Below are 15670 nucleotides of genomic sequence, written 5' to 3' on the forward strand. Positions count from 1 at the left end.
TTCTGGAAATTAGGGTATAGCCGGTTAGCTTAGTATTGCTTTTTTTAGCAGTTCGTTAGTTATATTTTCAGGGTAGAGAAAATGATTCTAAAAAAAAGATAAAAAAAGGCAGCATGTTTGAGACTTTCCATAAAAATGAAAACATTAACTAAGGTTACTGATCATAAAGTGGAAATAAAAAATAGAACAAAAAAAATAGGCCGTTAAAGACCTCGGTGACGAATCATTAGAATTTTAAAAGAAAGACGCAATTTCATCGTATTGGATATAGAAAATAAACCAATTTCTTTTTCATTTATCTTGCTTTTATCCATATTAGTGAAAAAAATTGGGTAATACAGCCTTGCCCAGCTTGATGATTCCAAGCGTAGCCTTTCACGCTCCTTCACCGCCTGTTGCAGCAGGAGCCTGTTTTTCGTTTGATCATTCCAAGCGTAGTTTTCATGCTCCTTCACCGGTGTTATGTTTTGTTTTTCCATAATGATCGACGGCGAAGCCAAACAATACTTTTACCAAAAACAGTTCGCCAATGATCAGCATATAAGGCGTTATTCCCGGCAGCATGGGCATGCAGCCCAAACCAGCAGACAAAAGCAAGCCTGCTAGGAATAATTGCGAATGCTTACCGATATGGGCGTTTACGATAAATGCTCCGAAAATCGTATAAGCCCATATCCCCAGTGAATACCCGATATCGGTATTGAGCAGAAGGGCAATAAGGACGATATGGACATGGATCGCAATGAATACGATCCGATTTGTTTTGCGCGCCGCATAAAAGTTGCTGGTTGAAGCCGTAAAATTCGCTATGCAGCCGGCAAAAACATCGAATATCAATAATAATGCCAGGCCGCTGCGCCAGGCCGGCAAATGGCCGGTCAATTCCGGGAATCTGTCATATAACGCAGCTGTTAGTATTCCGCCAAAAAGCAGTATCGTCAGAATGGATGCAACAGACTGTGTTTCACCAAATACATCGTGCAAAAAAGAAGGAATTCGAAGTTGTCTCATTTCGTCACCTCTTCTCATCAAAGTTATGTACTTTGTATAGTATTAAACTCTAAAACCATTATATCTGTACAAATCCGATTGTTCAATATGTTTTGTAATATTTATATTGAACCAGTCTAAAACTTTGGTTACACTACATATGAGGTGAAAGTGGATGAACGGCTACGAACGACGGAAACAGAAAAAAATGGAGCAAATATTCGCTGCAGCGATTGAGTTATTTTTCAAATACGGCTTTCAGAAGGTCAGCGTGAACGAGATTGCGGATAAAGCGAAGGTTTCCCCTGCAACCATCTATAATTACTTCGGTACGAAAGAACAGCTCTATACCGATTCCCTGATCAATTGGATGGACAAGCAGCTGGCACAGTATGAGAACATTCTGGATTCCGAGTTATCTTTTCCCGAGAAGACGAAAGAAATCATGCTGTTGGAGGCTAAAAACCTGAAAATTTTAGGGAACGAGTTTCCGAAAGTTCCATCCTCCGAGGTGAGCGGGTTGATGCAGATGGTGGACAGTTATAGCGAGCAGAAGATCGTCCCCTTTTTTAAAAAGTTTGTTGCGCTTGGAAAGCAAGAGGGGTATATTCGGAAGGAGCAAACTGAAGAGATGATGATGCGTTATTTCACGATATTCCAGAATGAACTGTACCGGTATTGGGAGGCAACGAATCAAGAACGGACAACCTGGAGTATGGATCAATTGATGGAGTTGTTCTTCTATGGGGTAGGTGGACGGGGGAAGCCTCAGGAGCAGGACGAAAGCTAAAACGGATCCCCTTTTTTGTGAAATTCGTACAAAAATACTTTTTGCTGCTTAGGAGGAGCGGAAAATGTTACAACAGGAGGATTTGCTTGCCCGCCAGCTGCAGCTGCAAGCTGAAGCAGATGCGATTGCCGAGGAAATGCACCTTAACGAATTGCTGGCGGCAGCCGGTACACCGGTAAAAGTAGGGAGTGCGGCGCTTGGTTTAATGGTTTGGAGAGACCTCGATATGACAGTCGTTTGTTCCAAGTTGAACATCGCTGCCATTTCACAAATTGCTTCGCAACTCCTGTCAAATCCTCAAGTCCGGGATTTGAAATTCATCAACGATACGGGCAAGTGGAACACCGATCCGGCCTATCCCGACGGTTATTTTCTCGGTATGACGTACGAGTCTAACAGCGGAAACAAATGGGAACTGGATATTTGGTTTGTAGACGAGCCTGATAAGCAGCCCGATCTGCAGCATATTCGCACGATGCCTAATCGTCTTACTCCGGAAGCGATTGTCTCTATTTTAAGCATTAAAACCGTTTGGGCCGCACGAGCCGAATATGGAAAGCAAGTAAAAAGCTTCGATATCTATACTGCAGTATTAGACGATCATGTGCGCACACCTGCCGAATTCAAGCGCTGGCTGCAAAGGTGCAACAACCAATTTTATTAAAAAAACCAGGAGTACATTTAAATAGTCTATACTGGTTCAATCAATGGGCAAATTATTTGGATGCGTCCCTGTTCGATGGATTGATCAAGAAACGGAGGATTCAGAATGCCAACTGTGGACGGCTACTAAGGTTGAAAGGAATCAAGAATGAAAAGGTTAATAAGTACAATTTCAAAAACAGTTATCTTTTTTATTGGATGGGCAATGTTCATTTCTTTAACGCCTGATATACAAACAAATCATCAGGCATACCTCGATTATGGTGGGAATTTACACCTCTTGCTTTAGTAGTTTTATTATCTGTTATTTTTGTTTCAGTAATAGAACGGGGTAAAATTAAGATTCCCGTAGCTTCAAGATTTTTTAAAAATCTCGTAATAGGTATTGTGATAGGTGTCTTATGGTTGGGTAGTGTGGCAGCTGTCCTTTTACTTACAAAAACAATGAATATAGAAGGTCAAAACAACATTGATTACATATGGGTTTGGATTTTGGCATCACGATTGAATGTTGCAATGCAGGAATTGTTGGTGAGAGGTTATTTATATCAATTATGGAAGCATAAATATAATGTAATTGCAGCGACTATTTTAACGACTATTTTGTTCACTGCGATGCATGGTGGTGCATTTGAAGCAGGTATTATCCCAGTGCTTAATGTTATCTCAATGAGCATTTTTGTAACATTACTATTAGAATATACAGATACAATAGTAGCACCAATCGTTGTTCATTTCATTTGGAATACAATAGGAGCGATTATACTTGGCGGTGTATCTGTGGCAAACGATTATCCCAATCTCTTAAACAGTACGTTTCAAGGAAATCCATTAGTATCAGGTGGCAGCTATAAAATTGAAGGCAGTATTATCGTCTTCGTTGTTAATGTAATTCTAATTGCATACTTGTTCATATTGAATAAAAGGATGTCTGGCTCAAAATTATATGAATAAGCGTTCTTCCGCAATTGGGCGTGATTATTTTATGAACTACAGAGGTGCTAGATGAACAATATCCCAATTAAAAGTAGATTAATAGAATTACTTGTTGACTATTTAATCATCGTTGTGTATTTGATTCTGTTATTAATTGCCAACCTGGGGATCATCTTTTTAATTTTTAAGAGGATCCCAGAATATACCGAAACACAAGCGCAGCTAATTGCAGCTTTTACATCTGTGATACCAATTATCCTGATTTTTTCTTACTTGGATTATTTTAAAAATGGGTCTATTGGGAAAAGGGTAGCTGGATTGAAGCTGACTTACGCAAACCGAAGATTTAGCTCAAGTTTATTAAGAAATATAATAAAGTTTTTACCGGGGCAATTGGGACATGTGGGTGTTATCCATGGAATATATAATGATTTTGATAAGACAGCAATCATTATCGCAAATAGTGGAACCTTCCTTGGGTTAGTATTATTGTTTATGGGATTGTTTAGAAAAGATAAACGTCATTTAGGTGATTTAATAGCAGGTACAAAAATAGAATTTTAAGCAGGTGTCACTCCCCGAATTTTGTCGAACAATCGTGCCTGTCCGTCAGAGCTGGACACAGAAAAACTTCTTTTGAAGAAAATTTTCTTTTCAAGTTATACTTTACTTGCGAGGAAAACATCCCTTTTTCCTGCAAGGGCTGAAGCTCTTTTTTTGATTTGCTTCCAGTAAACAACTTGAGTGTTGCAAATATGTTTTGTCTTCGTTCGACAAATAGGAATGGCACCTCTTTTTTGTGGAAAGTAAAGGTTAACCAAACCGATTCCAAGGAGATGCCTTAAAAAGGGTATCCCTTTATTGCCGATAATTAATAGCTACAAAAATAACTGCCAGTATAAATATGATTGCAAAAAGCCCCATTAGTTTCATAAACCCCTTTTTTGTTAAGGAGCTATTTTCATCCTTTTCTTTGCGAGCAATAGTAATTGACACCAAGAAACCAACAATAATAACTGTCAACATAAAATATTTTTCCATTAATCCTCATTCCTTTTAATCAATTTCCCGAACGTTTAAATCAATAAATTTTAGAATAAACAACAAGAGAAATAAATACAGTGCTTATTATTAATGCCGTCAAAATATGAATGAGTTCATTTGCAGTTAAAATGAAGAAGTCAAATTGCAAACCAATATTAAAGACAAATAAATAGATCATCAAGGCAACAAAAGAAGCAAGCATCCCCTTTTGCCTAATGAGCTTCATACGTTCATCTTTCTGTCTAAACTGCGGGTACAAATAGCTTAAACAAAAACTCATGATCGCCATAGCCAATTGAATATAAACCATGGATGAAGGGACAGAGTTTGTCATAAAACTAGCACATATCATAAACCCACCCATAACCGAAAAAAAGATACCTAATACGAAAAAGGATATTCTTGAATAATCCACTTTACATTCCTCCCATCTTTAAACAATCCCTCACTTATAATCTTCTTCCTCCAAAAAAAATAGGCTTTCTACATTTGTTTCAAATAATTCCGCCATTTTCATGGCCAAAGGCAGCGAGGGGTTATATTTTCCCTTTTCAATTGAAATAATGGTTTGTCTAGAAACTTTTAATTTTTCTGCTAACCTGTCTTGCGAGTAGCCATATTTTTTTCTGTACTCAGGTACGTTGTTTCTCAACCACAATCACCTCTATACCATCATTATATTGTAAAGTTTCCTTTACGTAAAGGTAACTTTACAAATTGTTATTAAATTATGTATTTGATCATTTAGGGGTGCCATTAGCTAAACCCATATTTACACGCTAGGAAATACCAATAAAAAGCCAAATTTCTCAATTTTACCCCTGAGAAATTTGGCTTTTTTGTTACTCCATCGACCCTTAATGGAATAAAGAATGATTGCTTGTGGCCTTGCGATGGATTTCTATAAATTGAAACCTTGGCACATTTGTAATTTCACAAATTTGATTACAGAAGTGCTTTATTTTTTAAAAAAACAGCGGCGAAAATGCCGCTGCTCCTTTTGTTACAATACAATTAAATCTTTTGTAAACGTCATTAAATTCCTGCTTCCATTGTCGGTAACAATCAAATTATCCTCAATTCGGACACCAAATTTGTCTTTTAGATAAATGCCGGGCTCGATAGTAAAGGCCATGCCTTGCTGCAAGACCATTTCATTATTTTGCATAATAAACGGTTCTTCGTGTCCATTTAGGCCAATTCCATGACCAAGCCGATGTGTAAAATAATCACCGTAGCCGGCTTGTCGAATGATATCCCTTGCTTCTTCATCAAGGTCATGAATTTTCACTCCCGGTTTAATCCGGTTAATCGCTGATTCATTTGCTTTTTTTACAATTTCATATACCTTCTTCGTTTCGTTTGTGACAGATCCAACTGCAACGGTTCTTGTGATATCGGCAACATAGCCATTATAGATAGCACCGTAGTCAAGTACGACCAGATCGCCTTTTTCAATGGTTTTATTAGAGGCCCTGCCATGCGGAAGCGCCCCTCGATAGCCAGAGGCAACAATTGTTTTAAATGGTGTTCCCTCAGAGCCTCGGCTGCGCATTTCAAATTCCAGCCGCGCTGCTATCGAAAGTTCACTCACACCTGGTTCAATATAAGGAAGTGTAGCCGACAAGCTTTCTTCTACAATTTTGACAGCCCCCCGCATGTTATCAATTTCTTCTGCTTCCTTAAACATGCGTATGCTTGGAACCAGCTTTCCTATATCTACGCTGCATTCGAAGTCCAATTTTTCTATATATTTTTCTTCACTAACTCGTGTTTCAGCATAAACATAGCCAACCTTTTTTAAGTGTCCGATCTTATCTTTCAGTTGTTGAAGGGCCGCATTCGGCCCCTCTTCATCCGAGTAAAAAAAAACGGTTTCACCTGTTTCCTCTTTCACTTTGTTTAATTCAACGGCAGGTACGAGCAAAATCCTTTCCCCGCCCTTTGTTACAAGTGCCAGGGTCAGCCTTTCACTGGCATGAAGAGGAATACCTGTAAAATAATACATATTTTCTGATGGTACAAAAATGACTGCATCCAATTGATGATCATTCATAAGAGACAAGAGCTTGTCTACCCTGGTATTTAACATAAGCAATCTCCTAACAGTATCAACTCTACATTATTTACCAATCTTAAAGATAGAAGTAAAGAAACTATATAACGCATCACCAGCAATAAAACCTGCAGCTAAAATCGTCATTGGTGTTTCTACTTCTTTACCTTTCCACTTTAATACTGAGAATCTAATAAGAATACCGGCTAACACTGCCCAGCCTGCGATAGGATTGGTCAATAATAATCCTGTTGCGAATAATACACCCATTTGTCTTTTAGAACCGCCAATCAATTGAATCAAAGCACCTGGGATTGCCCAGATAAATAATTGCTTTGCAATGGCAGGGGAAACACCTGATTCGATGGTTGCGGCATATACGTGGTTAACCGGAGGTATGGCTCCACGCGAGAAGAAGCTTTCATAAGTTAACAATACAACGATTGCAGCTACAGAAAATCCAATCATTCCAGCAAAAAGCTGCTGGCGTTTGCCTTTTCGTTCAAAGTCGGGATTGCTGCCGTTTCCGCGGAGCATGTAGCCTGTTTTTAAATCATAACCCATATCCGCAAAGGCCACACCGGTAGATGCACTGAAGCCGACAAGAAGTGCAAGGGCCGGGGCAGGAAATCCGATTAAAATACCAATAATAAGCGTTATTAATGCAACCGCGAATGCCGGGAACCAGCCGGCATGCATAGCTGCAATTCCGACAATTAATTCGTGCGCAAATGCGGCAATAGCTGCAAATAGCAGAAAGCCTATAATCATGCCTGGAGACATGTCTGTCATAACCCCGCCCATAAAAGCTAAGAGCAATGCAATGGCAATGTAGGCGATAAAACCGTAACCAAAGCCTTGTCCAATATCCTTCTCTGATCTTGTAAATGGACCATCTTCTATTGCAGCGGCAGCCTCCTCATCCTTTGTTTGGTCCACATTGTTTACTTTTTTCTTTTTAAAAATTAAGAAAACTACCTGGAACAAAGCAATAACACCTGCACCAATCATGAAGCCATGAGGTATATAATGCTCGCTTATATCAAAGCCAAAAAGGGGTACTGAATAACCTTTCAGTAATAAACCAATTCCAAACATGGTCAGGGCCCATATATTACCGATAAAAGCGACACCGAACGCTGACATTGGAACCTTAAGAATAGACCCTACAATCCCTATTCCGATTCCGATAGTTAATAGCTTTGCTCTTTTTCCTCCTTCATCACCAGCCTTAATGGATTCGGCTGTAGCGATCCCTGGAGGCCATGCCTCCCTGGCAGGGAAAACTTTTGAATCAAAGAATTTATAAAGTAAAAGCGCATCTAAAAACATGGCAAGTGTAACACCTATAAAGAGAGGGATCACCAATTCTTTCAATCCCAAAACATAAGGAATTCCAATTGGCAGAAGCAAGCTGCTCGCTGCTCCGAAAGTCGCTGCTGAAATAGAGGACTGTACCAGGTTCTGCCTATGAACAGATTTAAACTTAATTAACGCTTGAACAGGGATTCTGGCAATCAGCATCGCAAAAATGGCTCCAATAATTGAAGTATTTGCGGAAATTCCTAAAGAAGTAATTAACTGAACCCCGATGATAGCTCCAACTACTGCTGTGGCAACCGTCACTAATAGGACCATAGGTTCAAAGGCTGATGGGTGCTCCCTTTCTATCATCCTGTTATCTTTCACTCATGTCCTCCTCCTTTTGATGTAATGTTCATTATATTCACTTATAATTGCCGCTGAAATGATTAAGATAGCCTTGTATCTCAGACGCTTCTTTTTTCAGCTGAATTAACGCCTCTTCCATGTTCATTTCCTCAACCCGATATTCGGGACCGCAAATGGTTAATGAAGCAATAACCTCATTTTCGGTGTTAAACAAGGGAACTCCCAAGCCGAATACGCCTTCAGAAAATTCTCCAGCTGAATAGCACCAGCCTTTGTTCTTAATTTCAGCTAAATCCTGCAATAATGTATCTTCGTCTAAAATGGTTTTTCTTGTAAATGCTTTCAATCCTTGAGTGATAATATCTTGCTGCTTTTCTTTTGGCAGATAAGCCATGATGACCTTGCAAGAGGCCCCAACATAAAGCGGTGTTCTTGTCCCCAACGAAACGTCGTATTTGATTGGATGGTCACTTTCCGCAATTTCAACAGTAACTCCGTCGAATTTATCAAGCCAAGTGAGGAAAACGGATTCCTCGGCCTTTTTAGCCAGTCTTTTCATAATCGGATAAACGATTTCAGAAAGACGCATTTTTTCCTTGACCATTTGCCCATATTCTAAAAATCGAAAACCAAGTTCATACTTTTTAGAAACAGGATCTTGCTTTAAAAAACCGTACTTTTCAAAGGACGCAAGAGTTCTGTAAACAATGGAGTGGCTAATTCCCATTTCCTTCGCCAGTTCCCTCACCCCCCAGGAGGGTTTTTCTCTCGTAAAATATTTCAGCAACTCCAAAGAATTATCTAAAGTTTTCAATGACAAAGCACCCACCACCTTTTTATTTTGTCTCTATAATAGAGACATTGTTTCATTTATAATCATTAAAGGGATTATACCGTAATACAACTAATCCATCAATAGCGAATCTTCTAAATGGTTGAGGTAAAAGGGCTTCCCCCCAGTTCGTGTTTTCGCTCAGGGGGGACGACCGTTATTATGTTTAACGAATGTTTTTTCTTTGTTCTGTTAGTTTACGAATTTCAAAGGTGATTGGGTCGATTTCTACGCCGAATTTTTCTTTTGCCTGAGCGGCGGAGATATACCCATTTTTTACGTCTTTTGCAACTTTTTCTGCCGGGCGTTTTAATGGATTTCCATATCCCCCACCTGTTGCGGTCACTAATTGAGCCACGTCCCCTTGATTTAATGGGTATCTTGCTGTGACTCCTAATGGTCCCACAACCTGGCCATCCTTTTTCAAGATTTTTACGTAGTTTGAAGAGCCATTCTCTCCGCCCTTCATTCCCCAGGGTCTAAATTGGTGTCGCCCAAAGGTAGCAGAAAGCTTCTGATCATCACTTAACGCCCGGTAGGAACGAATAACGCCAGATCCGCCGATATATTCACCGGCACCTGCTCCATCGCAGCGTAAGCTATATTCATCTACTAATACACCATATCTAGTTTCGGCCACTTCAATCGGAATGTTGTATGTTTCCCCGTCTCCCATACAGAACTGGCCGCGCTGGCCATCCATACCTTCACCGGCACCCCAGCCCCCTACAGAAGGTTCAACAATGAGGAAGGGAGAATTCGTATCGTGGTGCTGGCCGGATAAGACAACCGAACATACTGACAATAAATGTCCAGCTGTTAAACGATCCGGAAGCAGCGGAGCCAATGCTTTCCAAATAAGTTCTGCTCCTCCAATCCGGCCTTCAAAATTCATAGAAACAGGTGCCGGCCTTTCAGCTGAAATAATTGAACCTTTATCCGTTAATATTTTTAATGGGAGAAAGACTCCTTCATTAATATTATTTTGTGCCGGCCTCATAATTGCCAGGTACATGACACGTACACTTGCCAGCAAGCCGAAATAGGAACAGTTTACTGGATTTGTTACCTGCGGATGGCTTCCGCGAAAATCACAAATGAATTCCTCATCGGTAATTGTTATCTGAACCTTGATTGGATATGGGCCGCCCTTTTTGGGATCCCCCTCAATAAAGTCTTCAGCAGTAAAGATCCCTTTTGGAAGAAGTTCCAATTCTTTTTTTGCAAACATTTCCCCTTGTTTTAATAAGTTATCAATCGCTGCAATGACTAGATCCTTTGAGTGTTTATCACATAATTCTACAATTCTTTTTGCACCCGTTTTTAGAGCAGCTACTTGCGCCCACATGTCTCCTAAAGACAGCTCAGGAAGCCGAACGTTAGCTTCAATAATATCCACTACAGCCTGGTTGACTTTTCCTTCATCAAACAGCTTTACCCCCGTTAATTGGAGCCCTTCTTGATAAATTTCATTAGAATCACTTGTAAAAGAACCCGGGTCCTTTCCGCCGACTTCTGTCCAATGTCCTTTGTTGGCAGAAAACGCAATCAATTCTCCTTTATAGAAAATCGGCATAACAAGACCGACATCAGAAAGGTGGGAACCTCCGCCAACATACGGATCATTTATGATGATAATATCCCCGTCTTTTAAGCCTTTACCGTAATCAAATTTTTCATATACATGCTGAACCATCGGGCTCAGCATTCCTATAAAACTAGTGACCCCATTTCCCTGGCTAATCAGTCGGCCCTTTGCATCTGTTAAACCGCAAGCATAATCAAGTACTTCATAGATAATGGGACTCATGGACGTCCTTGCAAGAGCAAGAAACATTTCATCTCCAATTGACATAAGTGAATCCTTAATCACTTCAAGTGTAAATGGATTGATGTTAACCTTATCTGTAGTTGGCATATTACTCTACCTCCGTATCAATCACTAAATTTCCGTATGCATCCATTTCTAATGATTGATTCGCATGAATCAACGTCGTAGCCGAACGCTCTTCAACAATTGCCGGGCCCATCACCTTCATGCCTGGTTCCATTTGTCCGCGGTCATAAACTTTTGTTTGTATCCAACCCTCATCTTTAAAATAAACAGGCCGTTCTTCCTTTAACGACTCGTGAACGGCTTTTCCAGTCGCCGCTAACTTTTGTATAACCGGTTTATCAACTTTTCCGAATCCGGTTAAATGAAGATTGACGATTTCTGTCTCTGCTTCAGGCAGTTTAAAGGTGTAATTTTGTTCATGAAGCTGGTGAAATCTTTCTGCGATTTCCTCTATGGTTTCTTCTGTCCATTCGGCATTCGGTACAGGCACCTTAACCGTATGCTCCTGACCTATATATCTCATATCGACAAAACGGTTAAATACAACCTGATCTTTATCCATGCCTTCTTCAATGAATTGATGATAGGCCTGGGAAATCATTTTTTCCCATTCTTTATTGATTGCAAGCAAATCAATATCTTTTAATTGATTAATATGGGTTTGAATATAATCATGGCGAAGATCAGTCATAAGCATCCCCCAGGCAGAGAAAACGGACGATGCAACTGGAATAATCACTTTTTTTATCCCTAGTTCCTTGGCAAGTGCCGCTGCATGCATTGGGCCCCCGCCTCCAAAGGCAATCATTGTGAAGTCCTTTGGATCATATCCTTTTCGAATAGAAATTAATTTAAGTGCATTAAGCATATTGGAATTGGCAATATCGATAATCCCCATCGCCCCTTCTTCCATTGTAAGGTCGTAATGGGAAGATACCTTATCCATTATGGCCTGCTTTACTTTTTCTAAATTAACTTCATAGTCAAAGTTTTTCTTTGATAGGCGCCCGGACACTAAGTTTGCATCAGTTGTTGTTGGCTCTTCCCCGCCTTGACCGTATGCAACAGGACCAGGTACAGCTCCCGCTGATTGTGGTCCAACCTTTAATGATCCTGTTGAATCAATCCATGCAATCGATCCTCCGCCGTTGCCAATTTCAACAATATCTACTACTGGAACTTTCAGCGGATAGCCCGCTGTGGCATCACTCTTCTCAATATAGTAATCTGTTGAAACCTTAACCTCGCCATTTGTAATTAATGAGCATTTTGCTGTTGTCCCGCCAATGTCAAAGGCAATGATATTTTTTTCGTTCAAAATTTGTCCAAGTATTGCTGCACCATAAATTCCTGCAACCGGCCCGGACTCTACCATATGAATAGGTGAATGCTTGGCTCCTTCAAAGGTGGTTGCTCCGCCATTGGATTGCATAATATAGGTACGGCTGTTTACTTGATGTTCCTGCAGTTTTTTCTTTAGGTTGTCAATATAGGAACCTGCAATCGGCTTTACGTATGAATTTAAAACGGTTGTATTTGTTCTCTCATATTCACGCCATTCTTTTGTAATTTCATGGGAAGCTGTAACGGCAACATCCGGCCATAGCTGCTTAATGAGTTCTGCTGTTCTCTTTTCATGAATCGGATTGATATAAGAATGCAGGAAGCAAACAGCAATCGCATCAACCTTTTCTTTCTTAAAAAAGGAGAGAATTTCAGGAAGCTGTTCTTCGTTTAGAGGTGTGATGACTTCCCCTTTATAGTTTAGCCGTTCATCGATTTCCAAGCGCAAATGACGTTCCACAAAAGGCTCGGGCTTTTGATAGCGAAAATTATATAGGTCAGGCCGATTTCCTCTGGCGATTTCAAGAACATCTCGTGTTCCCTTTGTTGTAATCAGCCCTACCTTGACACCTTTTCTTTCAGTTAATGCATTTATGACAACCGTTGAGCCATGAATAAACATATCAATGGACTTCGGCGAAACTCCGCTTTTTTCAAGTACGTTCATAACGCCTTTTTCAAATTGAGCAGGTGTTGTATGGGCCTTTGCAACTCCAAATTTTCCACTATCATCTACATACACAAGGTCGGTAAATGTGCCCCCAATATCCGTAGCAACTCGCATGTAAAAACCACCTTTAAAAATAAATTTTATTTGTCAAAAGCTTTGTCTCTATATTAGAACCAATGGTTCTTAAAAAGTTATACGCTTATTATATTTAATTTATAGAAAATTATCAATATGTAACGGCTACTTATTTGAATCGATTTCATAATTGCTCTCAATAAATTCCAACACCGCTTGAAGAAGAAGAGAGGTATAACACCAATTTTTCATTTGTAAGCATCAAATAATCCCCGCCTGTTTTTAGATGGGGATTTCGATAATACTTTATTTGGTTTTATTAGGAAAATGGCAGTCCTAGGGAAGTGCCGGTGACCATGGGAGGAATTCGGCCAATTTTGTTTTGTCCGTCGTATCGATATTGGGAAGCTCCTGAAACAGATAGTTAAGGTAGTCGTATGGATTCAATCCGTTTTCCTAGGCTGTTTCCACAACACTATAAATGAGCGCGCTGGACCTTGCTCCTTTTGCAGTATTGATGAACAGCCAGTTTTTGCGGTTATGTTCTTAAGCAGATAATTGCGGCCGATCACAAAAGGCTTGATTGACCGTTCTCCTCGATTATTATCGATCTCCAGACGATCGCCTCCAAAAAAAGCCTTCAAACGTTCCCATTGGTTACGACAATATTTGACCGCTCTGCCAAGTGAGCTTTTGGCAGTACGCGTGGTGTTTGCTGCTGCGAAATTACTAACCCATCCAACATGATGATACGTCTTGATATACCACAGTGCTGATGGTATTATTTTAATATAATAGAAAATTTATTATATGTTAAAAAGGTGAATGGGAGTGAAAATTTGAAAATCGTTGATCTGCACTCCGATATTTTTACAGATATTGCTTTTCGCAGAGAAAGAGGTGAAAGGAATGTCTTCGAGAACATTCATCTTCCCAAATTAAAGAAAGGAGTGTCTGGAATTATCGGAGTTTTTGGGTAGAACCAATCTTTAAAAGAAACAAATTAAACCGGTTCAACGCTCTTGTCCAACATGCTTTGGCAGATGTGAAAGGATCAGACAAAATTGAATCGTCACCGATCTAACATCCATTCAGAACGCATTCCAAAATGACAAGTTCTCATTTATCTTGGAATTGAAGGGCTTACATTCATTGAAGAATGAGAAGGTGCAACGAACAAAGAAAAGATTGCCAATGCATTTGACGAGCTCAATCAAAAGTCAATCAGACATTCGATTTTCGCCTGGAACGAAACCAATTTTATAGCAGGCGGCACAGGGGGTTATCAAAGCAGTCACTTGGGGCTGAGCGAAGATGGAATCGCAGCGATCAAAGAACATGAAAAGCATCAGTGGATAATCGATGTTTCTCATTTGAATGACCATTCTTTCCTGGTCGTCGTCAGAATAACGGACATGCCGTTGCTTGCTTCCCATAGTAATGCAAGACGCCTTTGTAACCACGAAAGGAACTTAACTGACGAAGAATTGAAAGCGATTTCCTACAGTGGCGGGCTGATTGGTGTGAATGCTTATGAAAGCTTTGTTGATCAGAACGAACCAACAATAGACCGGTTTATCGATCACATCATCTACATTGCTGAGCTTGTTGGGATCGATCATGTTGGATTTGGGTTTGATTTCGTCGATTATCTGCAAACCTACAATCTGGGCAGTGATATGTCCAATATGACGATAGGGCTGGAAGATGCCACAAAAATACCTGACTTGATCCGCAGAATGAGCAGCTGTGGTTTTTGCCATTTTCTAAACAGATTGCAATGATTTACAAAGGGAGGATAAAAGCAGTATGAAAAACCTGTTCATTTCGCATGACATGAGTGTCGTCCGATATATGAGCGACCGGGTTGGAGTTTTATATCACGGGAAATTAGTTGAAGAAGGAGAGACTGAAGAACTTTTCAAAAAACCGTCAGAGGAATATACAAAGAAATTATTTTCTTCACTGCCGAAGTTATCAAAGGAAACGGGGAACGAAGCTTATGTTTGACGGCTCCAAACTGAAGAAAATACGTATGGATAAAAACCTCTCCCTTCAACAACTGTCGGAATCCTCCGGCGTGAGCATCGGAATGCTGAGCCAAATTGAAAGGAAGAAAGCCGACCCAACCATGACGACTCTCTTAAAGATTTGCAAAGGCCTGGATATTACAATTGCTTCGCTCTTATCGTATCAAGAAGAGTCGCAGTTGGTCGTCCGGAAAAATGCACGAAAGACGATCATGCTCCCGAACTCCAAAGTGAAGTACCAGTTACTCTCACCGAATTCAAAGAGCAATCTGGAGATGCTGTTGATCGAACTGGACCCTGGCCAGGAAGACCGGCAACGCATCACTCATTACGGTGAAGAATGTGGTTTTGTAATCAGGGGGCAGCTTACGATTATACTTGGGGAAGAAGAGTATATTTTGCAAGAAGGAGACAGCATCCAATTCGACAGCACCATACCCCATCGGTTTGTCAATCACACGAATGAAACATCCATTTCTATATGGGCAATGACTCCGGCAAGTTTTTAGAGGAATTTCAAAAAGTCGCCAAATGATAAGCGGCGAATCTCTTCATTGGCTCGTTTCTGTAAGAACCGATAATTTGAGTCACATAGAGTGGTTCTACGTGACCGAAAAGGATGGGAACCGATGATTTGGGTCACATAGAGTGGTTCTATGTGACCGATAAGGATGAGAACCGATGATTTGGGTCACATAGAGTAGTTCTACGTGACCGATAAGGATGAGAACC

General features: G+C 40.2%; 17 protein-coding genes and 1 pseudogene. 7 read left to right on the plus strand and 11 right to left on the minus strand.

What is annotated here, in order from left to right; genetic code table 11:
• Positions 1-203 precede the first annotated feature (203 nt).
• Together AB1L08_RS18315 and AB1L08_RS18320 are read right to left on the minus strand one after the other, a co-directional pair.
• Positions 204-479 (minus strand): hypothetical protein, encoded by a 276-nt coding sequence (locus AB1L08_RS18315; protein ID WP_413066079.1) that lies wholly within the window; start codon positions 477-479, stop codon positions 204-206.
• Positions 442-1011 (minus strand): hypothetical protein, encoded by a 570-nt coding sequence (locus tag AB1L08_RS18320; protein ID WP_413066080.1) that lies wholly within the window; start codon positions 1009-1011, stop codon positions 442-444. Before AB1L08_RS18320 ends, AB1L08_RS18315 begins: the two co-directional genes overlap by 38 nt.
• A 154-nt stretch (positions 1012-1165) precedes the next feature.
• Between AB1L08_RS18320 and AB1L08_RS18325 the strand changes: the two genes are divergently transcribed.
• The 4 genes from AB1L08_RS18325 to AB1L08_RS18340 all read left to right on the plus strand — a co-directional run bounded on the left by AB1L08_RS18325 (position 1166) and on the right by AB1L08_RS18340 (position 3943).
• On the plus strand, positions 1166-1780 hold the full coding sequence (locus AB1L08_RS18325; RefSeq protein WP_413066081.1) for a TetR/AcrR family transcriptional regulator: 615 nt from the start codon (positions 1166-1168) through the stop codon (positions 1778-1780).
• A gap of 64 nt (positions 1781-1844) precedes the next feature.
• Positions 1845-2444 (plus strand): hypothetical protein, encoded by a 600-nt coding sequence (locus tag AB1L08_RS18330; protein ID WP_413066082.1) that lies wholly within the window; start codon positions 1845-1847, stop codon positions 2442-2444.
• 413 nt (positions 2445-2857) lie between these two features.
• Complete coding sequence (locus AB1L08_RS18335; protein ID WP_413066093.1) at positions 2858-3397, plus strand: CPBP family intramembrane glutamic endopeptidase; 540 nt, start codon at positions 2858-2860, stop codon at positions 3395-3397.
• A 51-nt stretch (positions 3398-3448) separates the two neighbouring features.
• Positions 3449-3943 (plus strand): RDD family protein, encoded by a 495-nt coding sequence (locus AB1L08_RS18340; protein ID WP_413066083.1) that lies wholly within the window; start codon positions 3449-3451, stop codon positions 3941-3943.
• A gap of 294 nt (positions 3944-4237) precedes the next feature.
• Here AB1L08_RS18340 and AB1L08_RS18345 read toward each other — a convergent pair whose 3' ends face one another.
• From AB1L08_RS18345 to AB1L08_RS18385, 9 genes and pseudogenes are all read right to left on the minus strand, one after another.
• Positions 4238-4420, minus strand: a complete 183-nt coding sequence (locus AB1L08_RS18345) for a hypothetical protein (RefSeq protein ID WP_413066084.1) — start codon at positions 4418-4420, stop codon at positions 4238-4240.
• Positions 4421-4460: 40 nt separating this feature from the next.
• Positions 4461-4838, minus strand: coding sequence for a permease (locus AB1L08_RS18350; RefSeq protein ID WP_413066085.1), 378 nt, complete (start codon positions 4836-4838; stop codon positions 4461-4463).
• A gap of 30 nt (positions 4839-4868) precedes the next feature.
• Complete coding sequence (locus AB1L08_RS18355) at positions 4869-5075, minus strand: helix-turn-helix transcriptional regulator (RefSeq protein ID WP_413066086.1); 207 nt, start codon at positions 5073-5075, stop codon at positions 4869-4871.
• A 351-nt stretch (positions 5076-5426) separates the two neighbouring features.
• Complete coding sequence (locus AB1L08_RS18360; protein ID WP_413066087.1) at positions 5427-6515, minus strand: M24 family metallopeptidase; 1089 nt, start codon at positions 6513-6515, stop codon at positions 5427-5429.
• A 30-nt stretch (positions 6516-6545) separates the two neighbouring features.
• On the minus strand, positions 6546-8153 hold the full coding sequence (locus tag AB1L08_RS18365) for an OPT/YSL family transporter (RefSeq protein WP_413066094.1): 1608 nt from the start codon (positions 8151-8153) through the stop codon (positions 6546-6548).
• 52 nt (positions 8154-8205) lie between these two features.
• The gene (locus AB1L08_RS18370; RefSeq protein ID WP_413066088.1) at positions 8206-8970 is read right to left on the minus strand and encodes an IclR family transcriptional regulator; all 765 of its coding nucleotides are present in this window, start codon (positions 8968-8970) and stop codon (positions 8206-8208) included.
• Between the two features lie 178 nt (positions 8971-9148).
• Positions 9149-10900 carry a hydantoinase B/oxoprolinase family protein gene (locus AB1L08_RS18375; protein WP_413066089.1) on the minus strand — a complete coding sequence of 584 codons (1752 nt, stop codon included), beginning with the start codon at positions 10898-10900 and terminating at the stop codon, positions 9149-9151.
• Position 10901: 1 nt separating this feature from the next.
• Positions 10902-12947, minus strand: a complete 2046-nt coding sequence (locus tag AB1L08_RS18380) for a hydantoinase/oxoprolinase family protein (protein WP_413066090.1) — start codon at positions 12945-12947, stop codon at positions 10902-10904.
• A 297-nt stretch (positions 12948-13244) separates the two neighbouring features.
• Positions 13245-13623: pseudogene (locus tag AB1L08_RS18385) on the minus strand (IS66 family transposase); the annotation flags it as partial.
• A gap of 472 nt (positions 13624-14095) precedes the next feature.
• Here AB1L08_RS18385 and AB1L08_RS18390 point away from each other — a divergent pair.
• The 3 genes from AB1L08_RS18390 to AB1L08_RS18400 are packed head-to-tail and all read left to right on the plus strand — an operon-like array spanning position 14096 to position 15447.
• The gene (locus AB1L08_RS18390) at positions 14096-14692 is read left to right on the plus strand and encodes a dipeptidase (RefSeq protein WP_413066095.1); all 597 of its coding nucleotides are present in this window, start codon (positions 14096-14098) and stop codon (positions 14690-14692) included.
• Positions 14693-14717: 25 nt separating this feature from the next.
• Positions 14718-14918: an ABC transporter ATP-binding protein gene (locus tag AB1L08_RS18395; protein WP_413066091.1), complete on the plus strand. Its 201-nt coding sequence runs from the start codon at positions 14718-14720 to the stop codon at positions 14916-14918.
• The gene (locus tag AB1L08_RS18400) at positions 14911-15447 is read left to right on the plus strand and encodes a helix-turn-helix domain-containing protein (protein WP_413066092.1); all 537 of its coding nucleotides are present in this window, start codon (positions 14911-14913) and stop codon (positions 15445-15447) included. The genes AB1L08_RS18395 and AB1L08_RS18400 overlap by 8 nt, the downstream gene beginning before the upstream one ends.
• The last annotated feature ends 223 nt before the right edge of the window (positions 15448-15670 follow it).

It is taken from the genome of Siminovitchia jepli (assembly GCF_047228825.1).
Lineage (GTDB): Bacteria > Bacillota > Bacilli > Bacillales > Bacillaceae_C > Siminovitchia.

What these genes read in the sequence shown, in the direction of transcription:
- AB1L08_RS18315 (WP_413066079.1), bottom strand. Translation starts at nt 479, where the DNA reads ATGGAAAAACAAAACATAACACCGGTGAAGGAGCATGAAAACTACGCT.
- AB1L08_RS18320 (WP_413066080.1), bottom strand. Translation starts at nt 1,011, where the DNA reads ATGAGACAACTTCGAATTCCTTCTTTTTTGCACGATGTATTTGGTGAA.
- AB1L08_RS18380 (WP_413066090.1), bottom strand. Translation starts at nt 12,947, where the DNA reads ATGCGAGTTGCTACGGATATTGGGGGCACATTTACCGACCTTGTGTAT.
- AB1L08_RS18325 (WP_413066081.1), top strand. Translation starts at nt 1,166, where the DNA reads ATGAACGGCTACGAACGACGGAAACAGAAAAAAATGGAGCAAATATTC.
- AB1L08_RS18345 (WP_413066084.1), bottom strand. Translation starts at nt 4,420, where the DNA reads ATGGAAAAATATTTTATGTTGACAGTTATTATTGTTGGTTTCTTGGTG.
- AB1L08_RS18395 (WP_413066091.1), top strand. Translation starts at nt 14,718, where the DNA reads ATGAAAAACCTGTTCATTTCGCATGACATGAGTGTCGTCCGATATATG.
- AB1L08_RS18360 (WP_413066087.1), bottom strand. Translation starts at nt 6,515, where the DNA reads ATGTTAAATACCAGGGTAGACAAGCTCTTGTCTCTTATGAATGATCAT.
- AB1L08_RS18365 (WP_413066094.1), bottom strand. Translation starts at nt 8,153, where the DNA reads ATGATAGAAAGGGAGCACCCATCAGCCTTTGAACCTATGGTCCTATTA.
- AB1L08_RS18340 (WP_413066083.1), top strand. Translation starts at nt 3,449, where the DNA reads ATGAACAATATCCCAATTAAAAGTAGATTAATAGAATTACTTGTTGAC.
- AB1L08_RS18330 (WP_413066082.1), top strand. Translation starts at nt 1,845, where the DNA reads ATGTTACAACAGGAGGATTTGCTTGCCCGCCAGCTGCAGCTGCAAGCT.
- AB1L08_RS18400 (WP_413066092.1), top strand. Translation starts at nt 14,911, where the DNA reads ATGTTTGACGGCTCCAAACTGAAGAAAATACGTATGGATAAAAACCTC.
- AB1L08_RS18375 (WP_413066089.1), bottom strand. Translation starts at nt 10,900, where the DNA reads ATGCCAACTACAGATAAGGTTAACATCAATCCATTTACACTTGAAGTG.